Annotated in this window: 15 protein-coding genes and 1 pseudogene (1 of these 16 only partly in view); 3 read left to right on the top strand and 13 right to left on the bottom strand. The window is 72.9% G+C overall.

Features of this window, described 5'->3' with window-relative positions; genetic code table 11:
* The first annotated feature begins 69 nt into the window (after positions 1-69).
* Positions 70-1,473: a PAS domain-containing protein gene (locus WME95_RS22420; protein WP_437910487.1), complete on the top strand. Its 1,404-nt coding sequence runs from the start codon at positions 70-72 to the stop codon at positions 1,471-1,473.
* Here WME95_RS22420 and WME95_RS22415 read toward each other — a convergent pair.
* From WME95_RS22415 to WME95_RS22395, 5 genes and pseudogenes are all read right to left on the bottom strand, one after another.
* Positions 1,424-2,980: an Hsp70 family protein gene (locus tag WME95_RS22415; RefSeq protein WP_437910486.1), complete on the bottom strand. Its 1,557-nt coding sequence runs from the start codon at positions 2,978-2,980 to the stop codon at positions 1,424-1,426. The genes WME95_RS22420 and WME95_RS22415 overlap by 50 nt on opposite strands.
* 126 nt (positions 2,981-3,106) lie before the next feature.
* Positions 3,107-3,928, bottom strand: a complete 822-nt coding sequence (locus WME95_RS22410) for a hypothetical protein (RefSeq protein WP_437910485.1) — start codon at positions 3,926-3,928, stop codon at positions 3,107-3,109.
* A 345-nt stretch (positions 3,929-4,273) separates the two neighbouring features.
* Positions 4,274-4,525: pseudogene (locus WME95_RS22405) on the bottom strand (NADH:flavin oxidoreductase/NADH oxidase); the annotation flags it as partial.
* Positions 4,526-4,640: 115 nt separating this feature from the next.
* Entirely contained in the window at positions 4,641-5,042 is a 402-nt protein-coding gene (locus tag WME95_RS22400) for a PEGA domain-containing protein (RefSeq protein ID WP_437910484.1), read from the bottom strand.
* A 148-nt stretch (positions 5,043-5,190) separates the two neighbouring features.
* Positions 5,191-5,577: a VOC family protein gene (locus tag WME95_RS22395; RefSeq protein WP_437300988.1), complete on the bottom strand. Its 387-nt coding sequence runs from the start codon at positions 5,575-5,577 to the stop codon at positions 5,191-5,193.
* Between the two features lie 284 nt (positions 5,578-5,861).
* Here WME95_RS22395 and WME95_RS22390 point away from each other — a divergent pair, with 284 nt between their 5' ends.
* On the top strand, positions 5,862-7,694 hold the full coding sequence (locus WME95_RS22390; RefSeq protein ID WP_437910483.1) for a M2 family metallopeptidase: 1,833 nt from the start codon (positions 5,862-5,864) through the stop codon (positions 7,692-7,694).
* Positions 7,695-7,710: 16 nt separating this feature from the next.
* Here the strand turns inward: WME95_RS22390 and WME95_RS22385 are convergent, their stop codons facing one another.
* The 6 genes from WME95_RS22385 to WME95_RS22360 all read right to left on the bottom strand — a co-directional run bounded on the left by WME95_RS22385 (position 7,711) and on the right by WME95_RS22360 (position 13,988).
* Complete coding sequence (locus WME95_RS22385; RefSeq protein ID WP_437910482.1) at positions 7,711-8,532, bottom strand: GNAT family N-acetyltransferase; 822 nt, start codon at positions 8,530-8,532, stop codon at positions 7,711-7,713.
* A gap of 287 nt (positions 8,533-8,819) precedes the next feature.
* A complete protein-coding gene (locus tag WME95_RS22380) occupies positions 8,820-9,389 on the bottom strand; it encodes a hypothetical protein (RefSeq protein ID WP_437910481.1) in 570 nt (189 codons plus the stop codon).
* A gap of 311 nt (positions 9,390-9,700) precedes the next feature.
* Positions 9,701-10,906 (bottom strand): ferritin-like domain-containing protein, encoded by a 1,206-nt coding sequence (locus tag WME95_RS22375; protein ID WP_437910480.1) that lies wholly within the window; start codon positions 10,904-10,906, stop codon positions 9,701-9,703.
* Between the two features lie 71 nt (positions 10,907-10,977).
* A complete protein-coding gene (locus WME95_RS22370) occupies positions 10,978-12,270 on the bottom strand; it encodes a cytochrome P450 (RefSeq protein WP_437910479.1) in 1,293 nt (430 codons plus the stop codon).
* Positions 12,271-12,523: 253 nt separating this feature from the next.
* Positions 12,524-12,877: a hypothetical protein gene (locus WME95_RS22365; protein ID WP_437554560.1), complete on the bottom strand. Its 354-nt coding sequence runs from the start codon at positions 12,875-12,877 to the stop codon at positions 12,524-12,526.
* A 436-nt stretch (positions 12,878-13,313) separates the two neighbouring features.
* Positions 13,314-13,988: a DUF1349 domain-containing protein gene (locus WME95_RS22360; RefSeq protein WP_437910478.1), complete on the bottom strand. Its 675-nt coding sequence runs from the start codon at positions 13,986-13,988 to the stop codon at positions 13,314-13,316.
* A 106-nt stretch (positions 13,989-14,094) separates the two neighbouring features.
* On the opposite strand from WME95_RS22360, the gene WME95_RS22355 reads away from it, so the two are divergent.
* Positions 14,095-14,577, top strand: coding sequence for a hypothetical protein (locus WME95_RS22355; protein WP_437910477.1), 483 nt, complete (start codon positions 14,095-14,097; stop codon positions 14,575-14,577).
* Positions 14,578-14,596: 19 nt separating this feature from the next.
* Here the strand turns inward: WME95_RS22355 and WME95_RS22350 are convergent, their stop codons facing one another.
* Both WME95_RS22350 and WME95_RS22345 read right to left on the bottom strand, forming a co-directional pair.
* The gene (locus WME95_RS22350; protein WP_437910476.1) at positions 14,597-19,222 is read right to left on the bottom strand and encodes a HEAT repeat domain-containing protein; all 4,626 of its coding nucleotides are present in this window, start codon (positions 19,220-19,222) and stop codon (positions 14,597-14,599) included.
* 158 nt (positions 19,223-19,380) lie between these two features.
* Positions 19,381-20,692, bottom strand: partial view of a hypothetical protein gene (locus WME95_RS22345; protein WP_437910475.1) — the 3' portion only. Its footprint extends 248 nt past the window's final position; the window shows 1,312 of its 1,560 coding nt (coding positions 249-1,560); its start codon lies off the right edge, out of view; it ends in the stop codon at positions 19,381-19,383.

The following is a 20,692-nucleotide window of genomic DNA, read 5'->3' as shown; positions in this document are numbered from 1 at the left end:
CCCGCGCAGGTGTGAGCGCCGCAACGCGACCAATCGCTGAAAGCCGAGCTCCGCAAATCGGCGTTGGCAATGCTGGACGGAATATGTAAGTGTCCAGCGTGTAATAATGCATGGATACGACCTGAGCGCGATGGCCACTCGCGAGCTGAAAGGGCAGATCCGATGAGCCTGGGGGGCATGGACATCGAGGGACTGCAGGCTGAGCTGGAGCGGCTCCGCTGCGAGGTCAAGGCGCTGGAGCAGCGCGCCCAGGCCGCGGAGGCGCAGGCGGCGCTGTACCAGGGCGTCTTCGAGCACCTGCCGGTCCCGTCGGCGCTCTACGGCGCCGACGGCGTACTCGTGGACATCAACCGACGGAACCGCGAGATACTGGCCGTGCCGTCGAAGGAGGCCATGGTCGGCAAGCACAATATGTACGAGGACCCTGTCGCCTTGGCGGGCGGATACACTGCCCACTTCGATCAGGTGATCCGGAGCGGCGGAGGCGTGATCATGGCGCCGACCGCGTACAACACGGCCGACGCCGGCCTCGATCGCACCGAGGACCGCACCGTCTGGACCGAGACCAGGATGTCGGCGGCCGACGTGGGCGGCGCGCGCTACGTGATCGGGATCAACCTCGACGTGACCGACAGGATGCGCGCCCAACAGGCGTACCAGGACAGCGCGGCATTCGTCACCGCAATCGTGGAGCACGCGCCCAGCGCCGTCTACGTCAAGGATCTGAACGGCCGCTATGCGCTCGTCAACAGGCACTTCGAGCGGCTCATGGGCCTCTCCCGGGACGCGGTGCTCGGGCGCGCCGATCGCGATGTCATGCCCTCGGAGCTCGCCGAGGCTTTTGCGCAGTCGGAGCGGCAGGTCATCGCGACGGAGGCGCCGCTCGTCAAGGAGGAGCAGCTCCTGATCGAGGGCCGCGTCCATTCCTTCGTGACCACGAGGTTCCCGCTGCTGGATTCACGAGGCACGCTGCATGCGGTGTGCGGCATCTCCGTGGAGGTCACCGAAAGCCGAGCGGCCGAGGCCGAGGCTCAGCGGCTTCAGGACGAGATCATCCACCTGCAGGAGGCCAGGCTGCGCGCCCTCTCCACGCCGCTGCTGCCGATCGCGCGCGGCGTGGTGGTGATGCCGCTCATCGGCAACATCGATGCGCCGCGGGCTCAGCAGGTGCTCGAGATCCTGCTGGCGGGCATCGTCGCCCACCAGGCCTCGATGGTGATCCTCGACGTTACGGGCGTGCCGACCATCGACACCCAGGTCGCGAGCGCGCTGGTGCGGACGGCGCGCGCGGTGAACCTGCTCGGCGCGCAGGTGCTCCTGACGGGGATCCAGCCCGCCATCGCGCGGACGCTCGTCGAGCTCGGGGCGGATCTGGGCGGGCTCCTGGTGCGGTCCACGCTCGATTCGGGCATCGCGTATGCCCTCACGCCCCGACCTGGTAGACGCGCCGGTACCCTGCCTCCACATCCGTGATCGTCACCTCGACGATCCCGTGCGAGGTGATCGCGTACTGCTCTTCGATCAGCGGCCCCTCGTTGCCCATGCGCTCGACGGTCACCCCGCCGAGCTCGGCGGCGCGGTCGCGGAGCCGCCGGTCGAAGGGGAACACGACCTCGTTGAACGCCGTGATGTCGCCGTGGGGCACGCCGAGCCGGTCGAGCGCGGCGCACTCGACGAACCGGTAGCGGCCGACGTTGTGCGCCGCCCGGTACACGCGCCGCGAGACCACCGGCGCCTCGTGGCTCGACGGGATGCGCGCCTCCCGGTCGAAGATCGGGTCGAAGACCACCTCGTCCCCGCCGCTGCCCTCCCGGAACACCCCGAAGTGGCGCGAGAGCCGGTCGGAGAGCTCGAAGCCCGCGTCCTCGTCGACGGCGATGGCCAGGCCGATCGCGATGGCCGCCGAGGGGTAGGGGGAGCGATGGACGCGGCGCCCGAAGCGCTCGCGCAGCGTCCGCGTGACGATGGGCAGCGAGCTCGCGCCGCCGACGACGTAGATCCCCGCGATGTCGGCGAGCGCCTCGCCCGCGCCGGCGTCGAGGCGCGCGATCACCGGCTGCATCGCCGCGATGGTCGACTCCACGAGGGGAACGCACCGGTCGTAGTAGTCGGCGGTCGCGATCGTCACCTCGCGGGCGGGCGAGAGGTCGCCCAGGCAGGCCTCCAGGTCGATCACGATGCGCCGGGAGTTCGGGTTCAGCCGCTCCTTCACCTCGCGGCACTGGTCCGCGAGCGCCGCGAGCGCGCGCGCCGGCAGGCCCTCGCGCTCGATCTTCTCGATCTTGCCGGCGTCGAGCGCCATCGAGGCCAGCGCGGCGTCGAAGTCGTCGCCGCCGAGGTGGTTCAGGCCCGCGGTCGTCACGGCGTCGTGGCTGCGCCCGGTCATGTGGACGAGCGACGCGTCGAACGTCCCGCCGCCGAGGTCGTAGACGACGATGTGCTCGCGCTTCGACGTGATGGTGCTGCGGTGGCGGTGCGTGTACTCGAAGCCGGCGGCCGACGGCTCGTTCAGGAGCGCGATCACCTCGAAGCCGGCGCGGCGGAAGGCGTCGAGCGTCACGAACCGCTGCGACCCGTGCGCGTTGGCCGGGGTCGCCACGACCGAGATGAGGCGCCCGTCGTCGTCCTTCTTGGGCCGGTTCGACCGGTTCAGCACGGCGTCGCGGAGCGACCGCAGGAACAGGGTCAGGAGATCGAGCACCCGGAGCTTCGTCCCGCCGATCTCGACCTCGACGTCGGGCGACGCGCGCGGGCCGGAGAGCACCCGCTTGAACGACCGGAGCACGGTCCACTCGGGGTCCGAGGCGACCGCGAGGGCGTCGAAGCCGAACCGGAGCTCCCCCCGCCGCTCGGCGGCCACGGAGGGGTAGAAATCCACGGTGTCTCCCGCCGCGTCCTGGAAGCTGACGACAGGGTAGTTCCCGCGATCGCAGCACGCGACCACGGTCCGCGTGGTTCCGAAATCGATCCCGAGGCGCAAGGTAGGGTCTCCTCCGGCCCCATGCTGCCACATCCGGCCGCCCGCGGTGAAACTCTGCGAGGCCGGCGATCGCGGCGCCGACGCGGGCAGCGCGTGCGGGCGCAGGCCCTGAGATCCCCATGAATCTCAGCTCATCGGCTCGCCTTCCTCCGCGTCGGCCCAGAGCACCTCGCGATCGTACGCCCATCCGCTCGCGGACAGCTCCAGGCGGACCAGCGCGAGCTCCGCTTCATGGCCGCCGACGCAGCCGTCGAGCGCGTGACGCCGGTCCACGACAGCTGCCAGCCGCCGCGGGCCGTCGCTCCACCGCGCGGCAGGTGCTCCCCGCTGCAGCTCGTCTCGGACGTGCCCTGGTGTGCGGCCGCCGAGGCGTTCCTCGATGAGCTGCTCGGCTTCTCCGCCGAAGAGCACGCGTGGGAGCGTGAACTCGTGGCTGCCGAGCCCCTCGAACACGGCGAGGATGTCCAGCACCCCGAAAGCGCCTGCCAGGACCTCGAGGCGCGCGGCGCCGGCGGCCCTCCACAGATCCCGGTGTACGAGCGTCGCGAGATCGATGTCGCCTGGCTGCGGCGGCGCCTCTCCGCGCGCGCGCTGGACGAGCGCCGCCCATCCGGCCTCGAAAGGGGCGCTGTCGAGCGCGCAGCCGCGCAGGTGATCGAGGCGCATCTGCTCTGCTGACCCTGTGTGCTCGGCCCTCTCGCGCGCCCGCTCCTCGACGGCGCCTGGGGGCACGACGCCATCCGCCACGGCCCACGTGAGCGCTCGCCGCGCGGGAACGTAGACGTATCGGCGCTCTCCTCGCTCGAAGAGGATCAGGTTGCGGCGCTGGTACTGCCAGAACCACTGGCTCACCCCGAGGACAGACCACGAATCGAAGAGCCCTGGAGGGTCGATGCGCACCGTATCGAGCTCGCTCGTCTTCCAGTGGCGCTCCTGGGACCCGAGCATCAACGCGGTCAGCGGCGTGTCGGAGGTGATGACATCGCCGGCAGCGTGGGGGAGTGAGCCGTCACGTCGGGGCTCCCCGTGAGGGGCCGGCGTCCTGTAGCAGGAGTGGCTGACCCGCGAGGGGGCAGGTCTCGATGGCTCGACCGCGCGCCCTCGAAGCGCTTCCCACAACCATCGACGGACGCTCCATCGATCCCGCATCGGTCGAAGATAGCTGCGGACGAGTGGACGGCCAACGTCCCCTGTTCAGCGCTTGAGCCAGTGACCGTACGGCGGCGGGAGGACGCGGCTCGGCTGCTCCACTCCCAGCTTCTTGGCCGCGTGATAGGCCCAGTGCGGGTCGTCCCGCTGGAGAGGCTCGATCTGCCCGTCCTCCCACAGGCCGGCGTCTCCGGGGCTGATGCGGCCTTCCGGGGACACCGCCGTCGCCTCGGCGATCGCCAGGCCGACTCCGCCCCTCGCCATCGAGCCCAGATGAACAAGGTGCCAGTCGGTGGCGTACCCGTTCCTGGAGGAGTACTGGCACATGGGAGAGACGACCACGCGGTTGCGCAGCGTGACGTCCTTCAAGCGAAAGGGCTCAAATAACCTGGTCATGGAGACCTCCTCGTCAAGTCGGCGCAGCTTTGCACTCCCCAGCGTGCGCGCGCCAGCCGGTGCGCCCTCTGGTCGGACAGCGCGCTCTCCTCCGCTCCTCGCGGGACGCCTGACGCTACTTCTTCGTCTCGCCCTGCTTGTCGTCCGTCGCGCCGCCGCTCGCTTCCACCAGGGAAGGTGGCGGGTCCGACTGGACCGTCTTCGCGTCGCCGGGCTCGAGCGTCACCATCATGGTCCGGTTGCCGCGCTCCGGGTCCACGAACGTCACCTCGTGCGAGCCGGGCGCGACCTTGCGCCCGGAGATCGGCGTCGTCCCGATGGGCTTGCCGTCCAGCAGGATCTCGGTCGGCTGCGCGGCGATCACGTCGAGCATCGGCGCGTCGTCGAGCGGAGGCTCCGGCTCCGGCTCGGGCTCGGCGGCGATCGGCGCGGGTTGTGAGGGCTCCGGCGGCGGCTTCGGGGCGCCGCCGCAGCCGGCGATGGCGAGGGTGACGAGGAAGGTGGAGGTGCGAAGCATCGACGCAAAGCTAGACAGGAAACGCGCGGGAGGAAATGGTGAGGTTGACCTTCCCGCGCAGCGCTCCGCCGCGGCGCGCTCGCTGCGGCCCAGGCAGGGCGCGCAGGCCCACCGGCGGGATCCCCACCGAGGCGGCGCAGGCTCTCCGTCATCCGCCGCCGCTGCCGTAAGGACGGGTGATGATCTCGAGGAAGTGCCCGGCGGGATCGGGGAAGTAGACGCCACGCCCGCCGTCATGGTGGTTGATCTCCCCGGGGTGCTGCGCTCTGGGATCGGCCCAGTACGGGATCTGGCGTTCGCGGATTCGACCGAAGATCTCGTCGAACTCGGCCTCGCTGACGAGGAAGGCGAGGTGCTGAGAGCGGATCTCGCCAGGGGTGTCGATGAAGTCGAGCGTGACGTCGTTGTCGAGCCGCACCGTCAAGAAGTGCCCGAACGGCACCGGCGCCGAGAGGCCCAGGATCTCGGTCAAAAAGGTAGCGGACGTCGTCTTGTCCCGCGCCGGGACGATGGTGTGATTGAGCTGGACGGCCATGCTCGCCTCCTCCCTTTCGTGGGCGGTTGCCCATCTCCGGGCGGATCTTGAGCGATCTCGCGACGAAGGGCCACCTCCAGGCTGGCGCGACGACCTGGATCGAGCGGACTTTGCCGCCTCTTGGCGCTCGTCGCCGAGCGCCCGAGAGGATTGCTGGAGCCGGCGAGCGGCCTTAGGAGCCCCACCAGGATCGCGGCGCCGAAGCGCACCCCGCGCCCTCTGCGCGTCCGGGGTGGAGAGACGGTCTTACGCCGGAGCTGTCCGCGATCGAGGAGCGGCGAGAAATGGTGCGCATTCCGATGTTCGTCGTCGCGTTGCCCTGCAGCATGCTCGCGCTCACGGCGGCCTGCTCCGATCCCGCCCCGCCCACGCCGCCGCAGCCCGTCACCGACCCGGCGGCGGAGGAGGCCGCGCGGTTCATCGATGCGGCCGAGGCGGAGCTGCACGAGCTCAGCACCTACAACAACCGCGCGGCGTGGGTGGCGGCGACGTACATCACCGTCGACACCGAGATCCTCGCGGCCGCGGCGAGCGCGAAGCTGCTCGGGGTGCAGGCCGATTACGCGAAGCGGGCCGCCCGCTTCCTCGACCTAGATCTGCCCTATGACGTCCGCCGCCGGCTCGAGCTCCTGCGAACGTCCCTCACGCTCTACGCACCCGCCGATCCCGCGAAAACGAAGGAGGTCGCGACCATCGCGTCGAGGCTGGAGGCGATGTACGGAGCGGGCAAGTACTGCCCCGCGAGCGGCGAGTGCCTCAATCTCGAGGACCTGAGCAGGACCCTCGCGAAGAGCCGCGACCCCGAGGAGCTGAAGCGGGCGTGGGTCGGCTGGCACACGGTCTCTGCCCCCATGCGGGGCGATTTCACGCGGCTCGTCCAGCTGGCGAACGAGGGCGCCCGCGAGCTCGCGTTCAAGGACACAGGCGACGCGTGGCGCTCGAAATTCGAGATGCGGCCCGGCGTGCTGTCGCGGGAGGTCGATCGCCTCTGGGGGCAGGTCAAGCCGCTCTACGACGCGCTCCACTGCTACGCGCGGGGCCGGCTCGCCGCGAAGTACGGCGAGGACGTCGTGCCCGGCAAGGGCCCGATCCGGGCGGATCTGCTCGGCAACATGTGGGCGCAGGACTGGAGCAACATCTACGATCTCATGGAGCCCGAGGGCGCCGCGCCGATCTACGATCTCGACGCCGCGCTGCAGGCGAAGGGGTACACGCCGATCGAGATGGTGAAGACGGGCGAGCGCTTCTTCGTCTCGCTCGGGTTCGAGCCGCTCCCGGCCACCTTCTGGGAGCGGTCGCTCTTCGTCAAGCCGGCGGATCGCGACGTCGTCTGCCACGCGAGCGCGTGGAACATCGACGACGAGGAGGATCTGCGCATCAAGATGTGCATCGAGATCACGGCCGGCGACTTCCAGACGATCCACCACGAGCTCGGCCACAGCTTCTACCAGCGGGCGTACAACCACCTGCCGCTCCTGTACCGCGACAGCCCCAACCCCGCGTTTCACGAGGCCATCGGCGACACGATCGGGCTCTCGGTCAGTCCGGAGTACCTCCAGCGGATCGGGCTCGTGGACCAGCTGCCCCCCGCCTCCAGCGACCTCTCGCTCCTCCTCCGCGAGGCCCTCGGCAAGATCGCCTTCCTGCCGTTCGCCGTCTCGGTCGACCGGTGGCGATGGGGGGTGTTCTCGGGGGACATCCAGCCGGCGGGGTACAACAAGGCCTATTGGGAGATCCGGAGGAGGTACCAGGGTGTCGTGCCGCCGGTGCCTCGCTCCGAGTCGGACTTCGATCCTGGCGCGAAGTACCATGTGGCGGCGAGCGTCCCGTATATCCGGTACTTCTTCGCCCATATCCTCCAGTTCCAGTTCCACCGCGCGCTCTGCGACGCAGCGGGGTACAAGGGGCCGCTCCACCGCTGCACGATCTACGGCAGCGACAAGGCCGGCGAGCGCCTCCGGCGGATGCTGGAGATGGGGCGGAGCCGCCCGTGGCCGGAGGCGCTCGAGGTGGTGACGGGATCGCGGCGGATGGATGCGGCGCCGATGCTCGCCTACTTCGGGCCGCTCAAGGACTGGCTCGACCAGCAGAACCGCGGCAAGACGTGCGGGTGGTAGGCGGGGGCGCGCGGGATCAGGCCTGGGTCGGCGGCAGGTAGTCCGGCGGCGGCGTGTAAAAGGCGAAGCGCGTGACCGCGTGGTAGCCCATCACGTCGTACACGGGCCGCCCCAGGTCCGTCGCGTGGAGGACGGTCTTCTGGGCGCCGGTGGCGCTCAGCGCGTCGTCGAGACAGCAGCGCATCACCGCCTCGGCGTAGCCTTTGCGCCGGTGCTCGGCCGCGGTGGCCACGAAGCCCACGTACCGGATCCCCGCCACCATGAACGTCGCCGCGCAGCACACCGGCTGGTCGCCCACGTAGCCGACCCGCCCGAACGCCCGGTCGTCCCACAGCGCCTCGTGGGCCAGGGCGGCGCGCCCGGTGGGGAGCGGGAGGCCGTAGGCGATGGAGTTGAGATCGGCGACGGCCGCGCGCGTCTCGGCGTCGCCCACGCGCCTGAGCTCCAGGCCGGCGATCTCCCGCCGCGGGGTGGGGAGCGCGTCGGCCACCATGCCCATGATCGACACCGCAGGTTGGAAGCCGAGCCCGGCCAGGAGCTCGGCGGCCGCTTCCGCGTCACCGCCGGGCGCCCAGCTGTCGGACAGCGCGAAGAACCAGGGAACGCCGCCGGTCCGGGCGAGCTCGGCGCCGATGCGCGCGCGGCGCTCCAGATCCGTGAGGTTGCCGGCCGGCGAGGAGAGCGTGGCGATGTTGAGCAGCGCCATGCCCGTGCCCGAGAGGATGACGGAGACACCGTCCGCGTGCTCGATCCGGTGGCCGGGGAGGCAGCGGCTGAAGTGGATCCAGGCGGCCAGGAACTGCGCGTTGCACTCTGCAATCTCGGTCGGGTCGGACATGGGAGACCTCCTCTGGACCGAGATATACCGGGCCGGGCGCCCGGCGATCGACCTTTCGCCGTCGAGCGTGCGGGCCTCTCGGCGCTGCCGTGGCTGTCGGCTCGGCAGCGGCGGGGCGCTCTGGCCGCGCAGGATGATCCGATCGACACTGGCGGATCAGGGCGCCGGATGTGACGAAACCAACGCGAAGGCGCCAGTCCCAAAAGGACGCGGACCGGAGAGCGGAGGTGCGCCGACGGGCGCGAGGGGGCCGAGGTCAGCGCCGCTCGTCCCCCCCTCGGGCTGCTTCACGGCTCGACCGACCCCAGCGTGTGGCAGTTGTTGCACGAGAAGTCGCCACTGTTGGTCGTGGGGTCGTACTGGACGCGCTGGAGCAGGCTGGCCATCTCGGGCACGACCTTCTCGAACATGAAGGTGCTCCACTCCGCGCGCTCGGGGTGCTCCGGGTCTTGCACGTACTCGAGGAACCCCTCCTCGGTGTCGGGTAGCACGGCGATCACCGGGCTCGGCATGGCGTAGGCGCGCGTGGGCCCGTCGGCGCCGTGGCACGTCGCGCAGTCCATGGTCTCGAACGCCGGGTCGTACGCCACGAACACCTCCTTCATTCGCGGCAGGACGTCGCTGTTCATGTAGGCGACGCGCTGCTCGAAGTTCATGTCCTTCCACGCGGTCGGCTCCGGATCGCTGGAGTCCTCCGCGCCGCCGCACGCGGCGACGAACAGGCACGCTGCCATCGATACGCGCCTCACGACCGCGCTCCTCGTCTGGCGATCGGAGCGCGGCGGCGCGTGATCCGGCTGCTCTTGCGCTACCTTGGCGTCGTTGGTGGCCGGTACCGCGGTCATCATGGATCGCATGTCGTATCTCCTCTCCTGGGTCGTGCTGGTTCGAAGCGGGTCGTCCGGACGGCACTGACCGGATGCGCCCTGGTTCTACCGTCACGACGAACGGGCGGGCCCGAGATCGACACGCTCAGCGATGTTTTTTTGCTGCCGCCATCTGTCGACAACTGCTTGAAACTGCTGGGTCATCAGCGCGCCATTGCGGCGAGGCTCAACGTCGACTGACGTCGCCCGACGCCGACTGATGTCCACTGACGTCGGCTGATATCGGCTGATCTCGACGGACGCGGATCGGGGCAGGGGTATGGATGCTTTCTTGAATCCTCTCACGAGGGCGACGCCGCGGCGCCGGGGCTGGCGTCGGGCGAGGGAGCGGAGAGGGGCGCGGACAACAGCGCATCTGCGCACGGCGCGATCACGTCGCGCACGGCTTCCAGGTGGCAGCGCGCCCGCTCCGCCTCGGTGAGCCGGCCGTGGTCACGCCATGCGGCGGCGTCGATCCCGGCGCGCTCGCCGAGGTGCGCGCCCCGCAGGGCGAGCGCCTCGTCGAACGCGCGCGCCACGGCCGCGCGCACCGGCTCGCCGCCGCGCGCCACGGCCCAGCGCACGAACGCCCACGCGAGCTCGGCGTGAGAGGCCTCGTCGGCCGCGATCCTGTCGAGGCCACGGCGCGCCTCGGGGTCGCGCGCGCGGTCCCGCTGCGCGCTTGCGAGGAGCGCGGCGAGCGTCTCGCCCACGCAGCCCTCGCGCACCGCGCTGGCCGCGGCGCCGGCGAGCGTGGGCGCGCCGAGCGCGCCGTCCATGGCCATCGGCCCCGGGCCGAGCGGCCGGCCGGCGTAGCGGCTCGCGAGCGTGAAGCACGTCCTCGCGTGCTGCAGCTCGTCCGACAGGGCGCGGTGCGTGGCGTCGATCAGGGCGGGCGGCGCGCCGAGGGCGAGCAGATCGAGCGTGAAGCGCGCGAAGGACGCGATCGAGGCGTGCTCCAGGCGCGCGTCGGCGAGCCACGCCTCCGCGAGGGCGGCGCGCGTCGCGGGATCGAGCGCGGTCACGTCGTCCGTCGCAGGATCGAGCGCCCAGTCGGCGCGCGCCTCGACGCCGGCCAGGCGCGGCTCGCCGCCCACGAGGAACGGGCGGCCGCAGGCGCCGATGCCCGGGTCGTCGACGTCGTAGCAGCACTGGCCGTCCTCCAGCCGGCCATTCTCGTAGCTCACGCAGGACACGGGGTTCGGATGGTAGTCGCTCGGGCAGGCCTCGGCGCTCCCTCCAGCGCCGCCGGCCCCGCCGCCCCCGTCGCCGGCGTTTTGCTGGATCTCTTCCAGCGAGAAGCACCTCGTCTGGACGCTGCTCTGCCCGCCGGCGCCGCCCTGCCCGCCGACGCCACCCTGACCGCCGGCGCCGCCCTGACCGCCCGCGCCCGTACCTGTCTCCGCGCCCTCCACGGCGCCATCGAGGCAGCCGACAGCCAGCGACAGGCCGGTGAACATGCCGGCTCCCACGATGTGCATGATGCGCGCGCGAAGATCTCTGGTCATGGTGCCTTGCCTCCTGCGATGTGCCGTCCTCGGCACGGGATCGGGATGTTTCCTGATCCCCCGGGACGCGGTTACGCCGCGCCGAGCGTCACCGGCACGGCCATGGGCTTTCGGAAGAACAGGCTGGGCGCGTAGCTCGGCCGCGCCGCGGCGGCGAGGCGCAGGCCGGGGAACGCGGCGCGCAGCGCCTGCACGGCGCACCTCACCTCGATGCGCGCGAGGGGAGCGCCGATGCACGTGTGGACCCCCCAGCCGAAGCCGAGGTGCCGCCCGCGCGGGGTGGCGACGGGGCGGGTCACGTCGAACCGCTCCGGGCTCGGGAAGACCGTGGGGTCGTGGTTGGCGGCCCCGAAGAAGGCGAACGCGGTGGCGCCCGCGGGGATCTCGACGCCGCCGACGACCGCGGGCGCCGTCGCGCGCCGCGGCTCCATCTGCACGGGCGCGTCGATCCGGAGCGTCTCCTCGATCGCCGCCTGGAGCAGCGCCGCGTCGCCGCCGATGGCGTCCCAGAGCGCGGGCGCCTCGAGCAGGCGGAGCACGAGCGAGCCGATCAGGCTCGCGACGGTCTCGTAGCCGGCGAAGAACAGGACGATGATATGGGAGATCATCTCGTCGACCGACAGCGGCGCCTCGCCGTCGACGCGGGCGCCGATCAGGGCGGTGATGAGGTCGTCGGCGGGCTCGGCGCGGCGCCGCTCGATGAGGGCGGTCAGGTAGCGCTCGTAGGAGACGAACCGCCGCGCCGCCTCCACCTTGCGCGCCGTGTCGGCCGTCGGATCGTAGAGCGTGAACCGCTCGTCCTGGCAGGCCCTGAGCAGGGGCGCGTCCTCGAGCGGTATCCCGACCAGGGCGGCGCTCATCTGCAAGGGGAGCGGGAAGGCGAGCGCCTGCATCAGATCCACAGGGCCGCTGCCGGGGTCCATGGCGCTCACCAGCTCGTTTGCGGCCCGGGCGATCGCCGGCTCGAGCGACGCGACCCTCGCTGGCGTGAACCCCTTGGAGAACAGCGCCCGCGCGCGCGTGTGCCCGGGAGGGTCGTTGTTGAAGAGCGCCGGCGGCAGCTCGTACACGCCCTGCTTGAGCTCGGCGATCACCTCCGGCGGCAGATCCGGCGGCAGGTCGAGGATGTGCGCGGAAGAGAACAGGACCGGCTCGCGGAGCACCTGCGTGAGCTCGGCGTGGCCCGTGACGAGGTAGGCGGAGAACGCCTCGCTGTAAGCGACCGGCGCCTCCCGGTGGGCCACCTGATAGAACGCGCGCGCGGGGTCGTCCGCAAAACCCGGCGAGAAGGGCTGGAACAGCGCGCCGACCCGGCGCGCGCTCTCGCCGGCCGGCGGCCCCTGAGGGGTGTTCTCTTCAAGCATCGGCCCCGAGACTACCGGGTCCGGCGAGCGAGGGAAACGGCCAGGAAGATCAGCAGAGCGCCCGCCCGCGGAGGGCGCCCGGCGCGCAGGCGCAGAGGAGGACCGCGGTGCGCGGAGGGGCCAGCGTGCACCACGCGAGGTGTTCGCGGCGTCGAGGGGGCCACGACCGCCCTCGGCGCCGCCTCGATCTCGACCAGGCGGTCACGCTCCGCCGAGCCGCCCTGCCGCGCGCCGCCGCCTGATGGGATGGGACCTAGAGGTCCTGGATGTAATCACATCCGATGCTCCTGCCGAGAGAGTGGCAGTGGATGGCGGTCTCCGGCGCCAGGTCCGGGCGATGGATGTTGGGAGTCCGGTAACAGGTGGACTGGTCATTGCCGACGATCAGATATGCCCACCGCCTCCCCGTCGGGGTGGGGCCCGACATCGTGCAATCGAGCCTGGTCCCCGCCACGAAGCCGTTCACGATCGCTTGCTCGGTCTCGCCGGCTTCTTCGCTGTCGATCGACGGATCCATGGATCCCACGCACGCAGCGCCGGAGACGCAGACGAGCCCTGTCACCAGCGCCATGCCGAGCCAGTTCTGGAGATTGCGACGATTGCTCATACTTCCCCTCTTTCTACGACGGAGACTCGTTGCGGTGGAGCCCCGGTGGTCACCGTCCGCGAGCCTCGTCGGATTCACGAGCAAGAGCTATGCTCGGGGCGTCTGTCACCCGACGCTACAGCGTCACTGGCGTCTCTTCAGACATCGAAACATCTCCGCTCGCGGGGCAAAGTCGCGCGACAGGGAGACGGAGAACGTCACGAGAGACAGGGAAACGGCCGACATCGAAGATCGACACGATCGCCAGGGACACCGAGCCTGGCGACAGGACATGGAGAACGCCGCCAGGGACACGAAATCGAGCGACTTGGATGTGGAGATCCTGGCCAGGGACAAGCCTGTCCCTGGCGCCGTCGTCACGCCGGATCCTGCGCGCTCACGGGCGCCGCGGGGGCGCGCGCAGGACGAGGCCGCGCGCCGTCGCGCGGCCCGCGCTTCACAGCACGTGCGGGAGCGGCAAGGCGAGCCCGGTGAGCGGCGGCATCTGACCGGCGCGCGCCAGCGCATCGCCGTACACGCCGTCTCCGCTGCGGAGGTCGCCGAGGCGGCGCGGCGCGAAGCGGATGTCGTCGAAGACCGCGGTGCAGCCGTCGCCTGCGGGCGACTGGGCCGAGAAGCCGACGGCGAGCTCCGCCGTGCTGCCCAGCGAGAAGCTGCGGACGAGGTGCCATGTCGTCCCGTCGGTGGAGGCGTGGAACGCGCACACCCGCCCGAGCCGCGAGACGCGCAGCCAGACGTGATCCGCGTCGACCTCGAAGGATCGGCGGTCGTCCGACAGGCCGCGGGTCACCACGGAGACGACCGTCGGGGCGCCCTCCGGCGAGAGCTCGAAGCAGAGCTTCGCCCACGAGCGCTCGTGCGCCCAGAGGAGCAGCACGCCGGCGTCGCGCGCCGCCGAGAAGCCCACCGTCACCCGCGCGCTGGCGAGGAAGTCGCCGTGCGGCGTCCCGAGCAAGCGCGGCGCGTTCAGCGCGCCCCGGGTGCGCTCCGGATCGAGGAACAGGTCGGTCTCGCCGCCTGCTGTGACGGTCAGGCTCGACGCTTTCCCGGCGCTCCAGCTCCTGGGCGGTACCTCCCAGCGGAGCGGTGTGGGCCACGGCGCTAGGTGCACAGGTTCACTCACCTCGTCTCCCTCCCCTGCATCGCGTCGATGGTACCGGAGTGTGCTCCTGCGTTGTCGTGGAATCGTTTCGGTGTGTATGGAGGATCTCGCTTCTATGCGAATTACCGTCCTTCTGATCTCCTGCTGCTCGGTTGGAATCCTGGCAGGGTGCTTCACCTCGCGGAAGGGACCGCCGGAGTTCCTGCTCGGCGCGAGGGCGGTGCGGACATCACCTGATGGCGATGGTGACCGGGACGAGAACGCCGGCACCGGGGTTAGCGGCACCGGTTATGTGGACGCCGCGGCCGCCCTCGTCGGTGCGGCCGGGTCGACCGTCGCAAACCGCGCGTTGTACGACACTTGCTACGCGGCGTGTCCAACAGGGACGGCGTGCGACGCAGCTACGGGGATGTGTGTGCGGCAGCCGTGCGGGGGGAAATGCCCGGCCGACTACCGCTGCAAGGTCGTCGAGGGGAAGGAGGCCTGCGTCCTCGGCGAGCCCGACCGCGGCGTGGTGTCGCCGCCGGCCGCGCCCGGGGCAGGGGAGCTCGGGCCGGGAGCGGCGCCCGTGGATGCGCCGGGGCCGCGGGTCAACTGAGGAGCGGCGCCCCGCTCGATCACCGCCCCTCGATCCGCCTCATCACCTCTGCATAGACCTCGCGCCGGTCCGGCCGAGCGCGGCCCAGCGCGTCCTTGAGCGCGGGGATCGCCGGCGCGCCCACGTGCCCGAGCCCCTCCGCGGCCGCGCGGCGGACGACCGCGTGCGGGTGCAGGAGCAGGCCCACGATCGCGGGGAGCGCCGGCGGCCACGGCGCAAAGCAGAGGATCCGGATCGCCGAGCGGACCACGTCCGGCAGCGGATCCGAGAGGAGCGCGCACGTCGCGCGCAGGTAGGCGGCGCGATCGACCGCGTCGCGGAGCAGCCGGTGCGCGTGGAGCCGCACCCGGGGGCGCCGATCGCCGAGCAGCTCCACGAGCAGCGCCGCGAGCTCCCCGTCGGGCGCCCCGGCCAGCGCCGAGAGCGCCCGGCGCGCCTGCTCCGCGTCTCCTGCGCGCGCGAGCCGCACGAGCTCCTGCCGCGCTGGACCTCGGTCGCTCGCCTCGGGCGCCTGTGGCTCCGGGCGCGCGCGCAGCGCCTCCAGCGCCCGCGCTTCCTCGGCCGCGCGTCCCCCTCCGGGCGGCCGGAGCGGGCCGTCGTCGAGCGAGAGGCGCCCGGCCAGATCGGCGCGCCCCTCGGCGCGGAGGCGCTCCACCACGGCCTCCAGCTCCGGCGTCCGGAGCAGCCGCTCGCCCGCGACCAGATCGAGGTAGCCCCACGCCCCCTGCCGGAGGTGATCGAGCAGGCGAGCCGCCCGCGCGTCGGGCGCGACGCGGCGGATCGCCTGGGCCGCCGCCGCGCGCGTCGCCGGCGCGCCCGACTCCCACCACGAGAGCAGCTGCGGGAACAGGCGCTCCGCTTGCGGCGGCGTCAGCAGGTCCACCAGGCGCGCCGCGCGCTCCCGGCGCGCCTCGTCGGCCGGGTCGCCCCGGAGCTCTTCCTCGGAGAGATGGAGCAGCGAGGGCGCCAGGCAGGGCAGCCCCGGGGGGTCCACGCCGTCCATGTCGCCGCGCAGGTAGGCCTCCAGCGCGGCGGCGCGGGCGTCGGGCTCCGGCCACGAGAGGAGCGCGACGGCGGCCTTGCTCCGGAGCTCGGGCGCGGGCGCGGCCAGCATCGACAGCAGGCGCTCGCGGAGCGCGGCCGAGCGCGGCTGGTCGAGATCGGACGGCCGGGGCACCCGAGCGCCGGCGCTCGGCGCGGCCGCCTGCTCGGCGAGGGTCCAGGGCGGCGCGCCGATCGGCTGGAGCGACTCCATCCAGTCGAGCAGCGCCGGCCGCGCCGGCTCGGCCGCGGCCGGGAACACCTCGATCAGCGCGGCCAGCTGCGCGCGCGAGCCGAGGCCGCCGCGCGGCCGCTCCCGGAGCGCCGCGAGCGCCGCCGGCTCCAGCGCCGCGGCCCGGAGCGCCGCCCGCCACGCGGCCGCGCCCTCGGGATCCTCGCCATCGCCCGCCTCGGCCGTCGCCCCGAACGCCTCGCGCAGGATCGCCGGCTCGGCCGTCCATGGATCGGCGGCGGCGCGCGCCATCGCGAGCGCCTGATCGACGTCGGCGCGCCCGAGGATCGCCCCGCATCGCCGCAGTAGCGCGAGCGGCGATCGGCGCGCCCCCGGCGCCGGCGCGAGCCCGCGCACGCGCGCCGCGACGCCGAGCGCCTCGGCGCGCGCGAGCTCGGGCGCCGCCTTCTCGAGCAGCGGGAGCAGCCCGTCGCGCAGATCGGCCGACGCCGCGGCGAACCCGTCGAGCAGCACCGCGGCGTGCCGGGCGTACAGGCGCGCCTCGACGGGCGACCACGGGGCGGTGGACGCGCGGACGATCAGCCGGAGCGCCGCGTCGCGCAGCGCCGGCTCGTCCGCTGCCAGGCGGAGCCACTCCGGCGCGAGCTTCCGCAGGGCGGCGAGCCACCGGTGCGTCAGCGCCGCCTGCCGCTCGAGCAGGCGCCGCGCCGTCGCGTCGTCCCAGCCGTCGCGGGCGAGCGCGGCAGCGAGCGCGTCCGCGGCGCCTGCGAGCGCGTCCGAGGCGCCTGGGGGAGGCGCGGCGCCCGGCCGCCCTCGCTCGCGGGCAGAGAGCCCGTGCGCCTCGAGCTCCACGGCGAGCTCGTCGGCGGTCCCGGAGGCGAGGGCGATCTCGCCATCGAGCACCCGCTCGAGCAGCCGCGCCGCCGCGGCCGATCCCTGGCGGAGCCCGCTCCGGATCGCCTGGGCCGACAGCTTGCCGCTCAGGGCGTCGAGCAGCCGGTCGCGGGCGCGCTCGTCCTCCGCGGCCCCCGCGGCGGCGAGGATCGTCGCCTCGCAGGCCGGCCCGACGATCGCCCGCAGCGCGGCCTCGAGCGCCGCGCGCAGCCCCGGGTTGTCGTGGCGCCCGAGCCAGAAGACGAGCTTCGGCACGGCCTCGGGCCCGCCCGCCCGCGCCAGGGCCTCGGCCGCCGTCTTCTTGATGCTCATGTTCGGGTGATCGAGGCACGCGGCGATGGCGGGGCAGGCCCAGCGCGCCTCCATGCCCCCGAGCGCGCGCAGCGCCTGCCTCGCCGCCTGCACGTCGCCCGCGCCCGTGAGGAGCGTCAGGCTGGCCGAGAGCGCCTCGGCGCCGTCCTCGGCGAGCAGCGCGATCACGCGCTTGCGCACGCGGGGATCGCGGTGGCGGAGCAAGCGCGGGACGCGCGAACGGGCGGCCTGACCGCGCGCCGAGCGCAGCAGGTCGACGAGGAGCGCGCGCTCGCCCGCGGACACGCCGGGTCGGTCGAGGAGATCGAGGGCGAGGCTCGCGAGCAGCGCGTCGCCGGCCGCGCTCTCGCTCGCGACGTCGAGGAGGCAGACAGGCCGGATCTTCCGGCGCTGGTGGAGCCGCCGCCCGAGGCCGCGGATCGCCTCCGCGACGTCGTCCGGGATCGCCGGCTCCGCGGGCCGCGCGGGGCCCCGGTCGAGGTCGCGATCGGGCGGCTCGGCTGGCCCGCCGGGGGCCCACGCCGCGGCGTGGTCCGCCGCGATCCGGAGCAGCAGATCGGCGATCGCCGGGAGGGCGCTCGCGTCGCCCGCGCGCGCGAGCGCCCTGAGCGCGTCCGCTGGCGTGCACCGCTTCACCGCGCGCTGGAGCACCGCGAGCTCCGCCGCCTCGGCCCCGGCGAGGTCGGCGGCGATCTCGGCGGGCAGGTCCCGGGGGTTCAGGCGGGCGACGAGCGCGCGCCGGTCCGCCGGATCCTCCGTCAGGTGCCAGAGCAGCGCTGCGGCGCGGTGGCGCTCGCCTCGGAGGTGCGGCGCCATGGCCGCGCCTGCGCCGCCCTGGCCGAGCGCGGCCCGGAGCGCCTCCGCCGTGCGTGGGCCGCCGATCGCGGCGAGCGCCTCCAGGGCCGCGGCGGGCGCGCGCGGCAGGGCGGCGAGCACGTCGTCCTCCGCGGCCGCGTGGCGCAGGGCGCCCAGCGCGCGCAGCAGGGGCGCGGGCGAGGGCGCGTCGCGGAGCTTCTCGGCGAGCGCGTCGCCGAGCGGGAGATCCGCCGCGCCCTGCCGCGCCATGGCGACGATGATCTCGGCGCGGCGCGGCCAGCTCGCGTCGCCGCCCGGCGCCGCGGCGAGCGCCGACAGGAGCGCGCGCCGGCAGGTGAAGGCGATCGCCGCGACGTCCTCCGCGGCGATCGTGGGATCGGCGAGGGCGAGATCGAGCAGGGCCGCCGCGTGCTCCGGGGCGGGGAAGTGCCCGCGCCGGTGCAGCGCGCGCAGGCAGGCGATCGCGCTCGGGCCGAGCAGCAGCGGATCGCCCGCCGCGACGCTCAGGATGGCGCCGACGTCCTCGCGGGTCGCGTGCTCGCCGAGCAGCGTGAGCGCCCGCTGCCGGAGCCGCGGCGGCGCGTCCTCGCGGGAGACGAACGCGCGGAGCGCGGCGCCCTCGCCGTGGCGCACCGCCGTCTCCAGCGCGGCGGCGGCCACCTCGGGGGCGCCGTCGAGGAGCTGCTCCAGGCGCGCGCCCGGGAGCGGCGCGCCGGCGAGGACGGCCCAGGGCGCGGCGAGCTCGCGCAGCGCGCCTGCGACGATCGCGGGCGCCGCCGCGTCGAGCAGCGCGGCGAGCACCGCGCGCGCCTGATCGGGCGCGAGCAGCGCCGCGTGCAGGCATCGCCGGGTGAGGTCGAGCGCCGCGGCCGCGAGGACCGGATCGCGGCGCGCCGCGAGCTCGGGGAGGAGCGCCTCGGGCGCGGGGATCTCGGCCGGATCGAGCGCGTGGAGCGCCTGGTAGAGGAGCTCGCCGGCGGGCTCGTCGCGGAGGGCCTCCGGCCGCGTGAGGATCTCGGTCCGGAGCCACGCGACGCGGACGGCGGCGGGGAGCGAGGCCTCGCGCCACGCCGGGAGGCGCTGATCCGGGAGGGAGGGCCACAGCTCGCGGTAGAGCCCGGCGAGGAGCAGCGCGATCTCCGGCGTCCTGTCCAGCGTGCGCAGCGTGCGCGGGAGCAGCGCCGCGAGCTCTCGCCGCCCAGCGCTGCCCTCGCGCCGGGCGGCCTGGGCCATCCGCGTGAGCCCGAGGTACCGCACGCGCTCGTCCTCGTGCTTGACGAGCTGGCGGAGCATCTCCTTGCTGCAGAGCGCCTCGTCGACGTGCTCGGCGAGCCACCGCACGTCCGCGCCGCGGAGCGCCGCGGCGAACGTCTCGTCCAGGTGCACCATGGCGGCGCCATCGTAGACCGGCGCGCGGCGGCGCGGCGCCGGCAAAGCGATGGCCCAGCGCCTCGTCACCGAGGCCGTCGGCGCGCGCTCACCGCGATGGCCAGCGCCTGGTCACCGATGCCGTCGGCGCGCGCTCACTCCGATCACTTCACTCCGAGTTACTCCGACGGCCTGCTCCCCGTCACGGCAGCGCGCGACAGATTCAGCAGCGCCTTCGCGCGCGAGTACGCGATGTACGGGTTGTCCGTGGAGCCGCCAAGATCGTCGGCGTCTTCCCCTGGGCCCTGCGCTCTCACCGGGAGCCACAGGTAGTCGGGGTGCATCAACTTGCCGTTGATGCCGTTGACGAGGGCGGGGTTCCTGATCCACTCGCCGCCGATCACCGCCAGCCGATCGTCGAGCTCGAGCACGTAGTGGAGCTCCACGTTCATGACCGGGATGTTGCGCTGCGCGGGGGGCTGGAGGAGCTGCTCGGGGCTCACCTCGTCCGAGACCATCCCGTAGCGCCCGCTGACCCGGACGAAGCGCCTCGCGTACGGGTTGAACCGGTAATTGTAGCAATCCGCCCCCTGGAACCCGCCGTTACAGACGAGCCGTGCTGCCTCCTGCGCGCTCACCTCCGCCATCGCGTCGATGTTGAACGACGTGACCGGGTAGCTCCACACCTCGCGGTGCCAGGTGTAGTCGACGACGAACGCGCGCCGCGCCCGAGCGCTCGACGTCGAGCTGATGGAGCTTGCGCCCAGCCCGAGGAGGCCGGTCATGGCGATGTGCATCGTCCCGGGGTTCAGGTCGCGGCACGCCGGATCGACGGGCCTTCCGTACTGATCGCGCTGGACGAGGTCCTCTCGCGCCTCGCAGCGTCGCCCGGACACCGTGGCCGAGTCGCTGTGGTACAGCTCGGTCATGAGCGCCTCGATATCGGCGGTGCGGAACAGGATGCACCCCGTCTCCACCGAAGCGCAGGTGGTCACCTTCCCACCCGAGAGCTTCACGCGGATGTCGCGCTGCGGCGGCCCGCCGTCCTCGGCGACGACGTAGGCCGCCCAGCCGTTGCAGTGTCCCCACCAGTACTCCGGGGTCACCCCTTGATACAGGCCGTGGTTCTTCAGCTCCCAGTACGTCGTCGGCCCCGCGACGCGCGTCGCCCGGGGAGCGCGCAGCCCGTCAGCCCGGCCCATCCCCAAGGTGATTGTGCCCGCGGGCGCATGGAGGGACCGGCCCTGTCCCGCGTAGAACAGGAGATCGTACTTCTCGGCCGGCGAGAGATTGTCTGGATCGGACGTCAGATCGCCGTAGTCCTTGACCGCGGAGTTCCACCGGTCCGCGATGCCGTTCCTGTTTTGCGGCCACCACTGCGAGGCGAAGGGGCCCGTGGACTGGCCCTGGAGCAGGCTCGAGTTCAGCGCCGCGTACGACCCCCTGAGCTCCGGATGCAGGCTCGTGGGCAGGTTCGCGCCGTCGATGGCC

The organism is Sorangium sp. So ce327 (assembly GCF_051530205.1).
In the GTDB taxonomy this organism is placed as follows: domain Bacteria; phylum Myxococcota_A; class Polyangia; order Polyangiales; family Polyangiaceae; genus Sorangium; species Sorangium cellulosum_B.
Note: the sequence above shows the minus strand (reverse complement) of the source record. Positions and strands in the feature narration are given on the sequence as shown.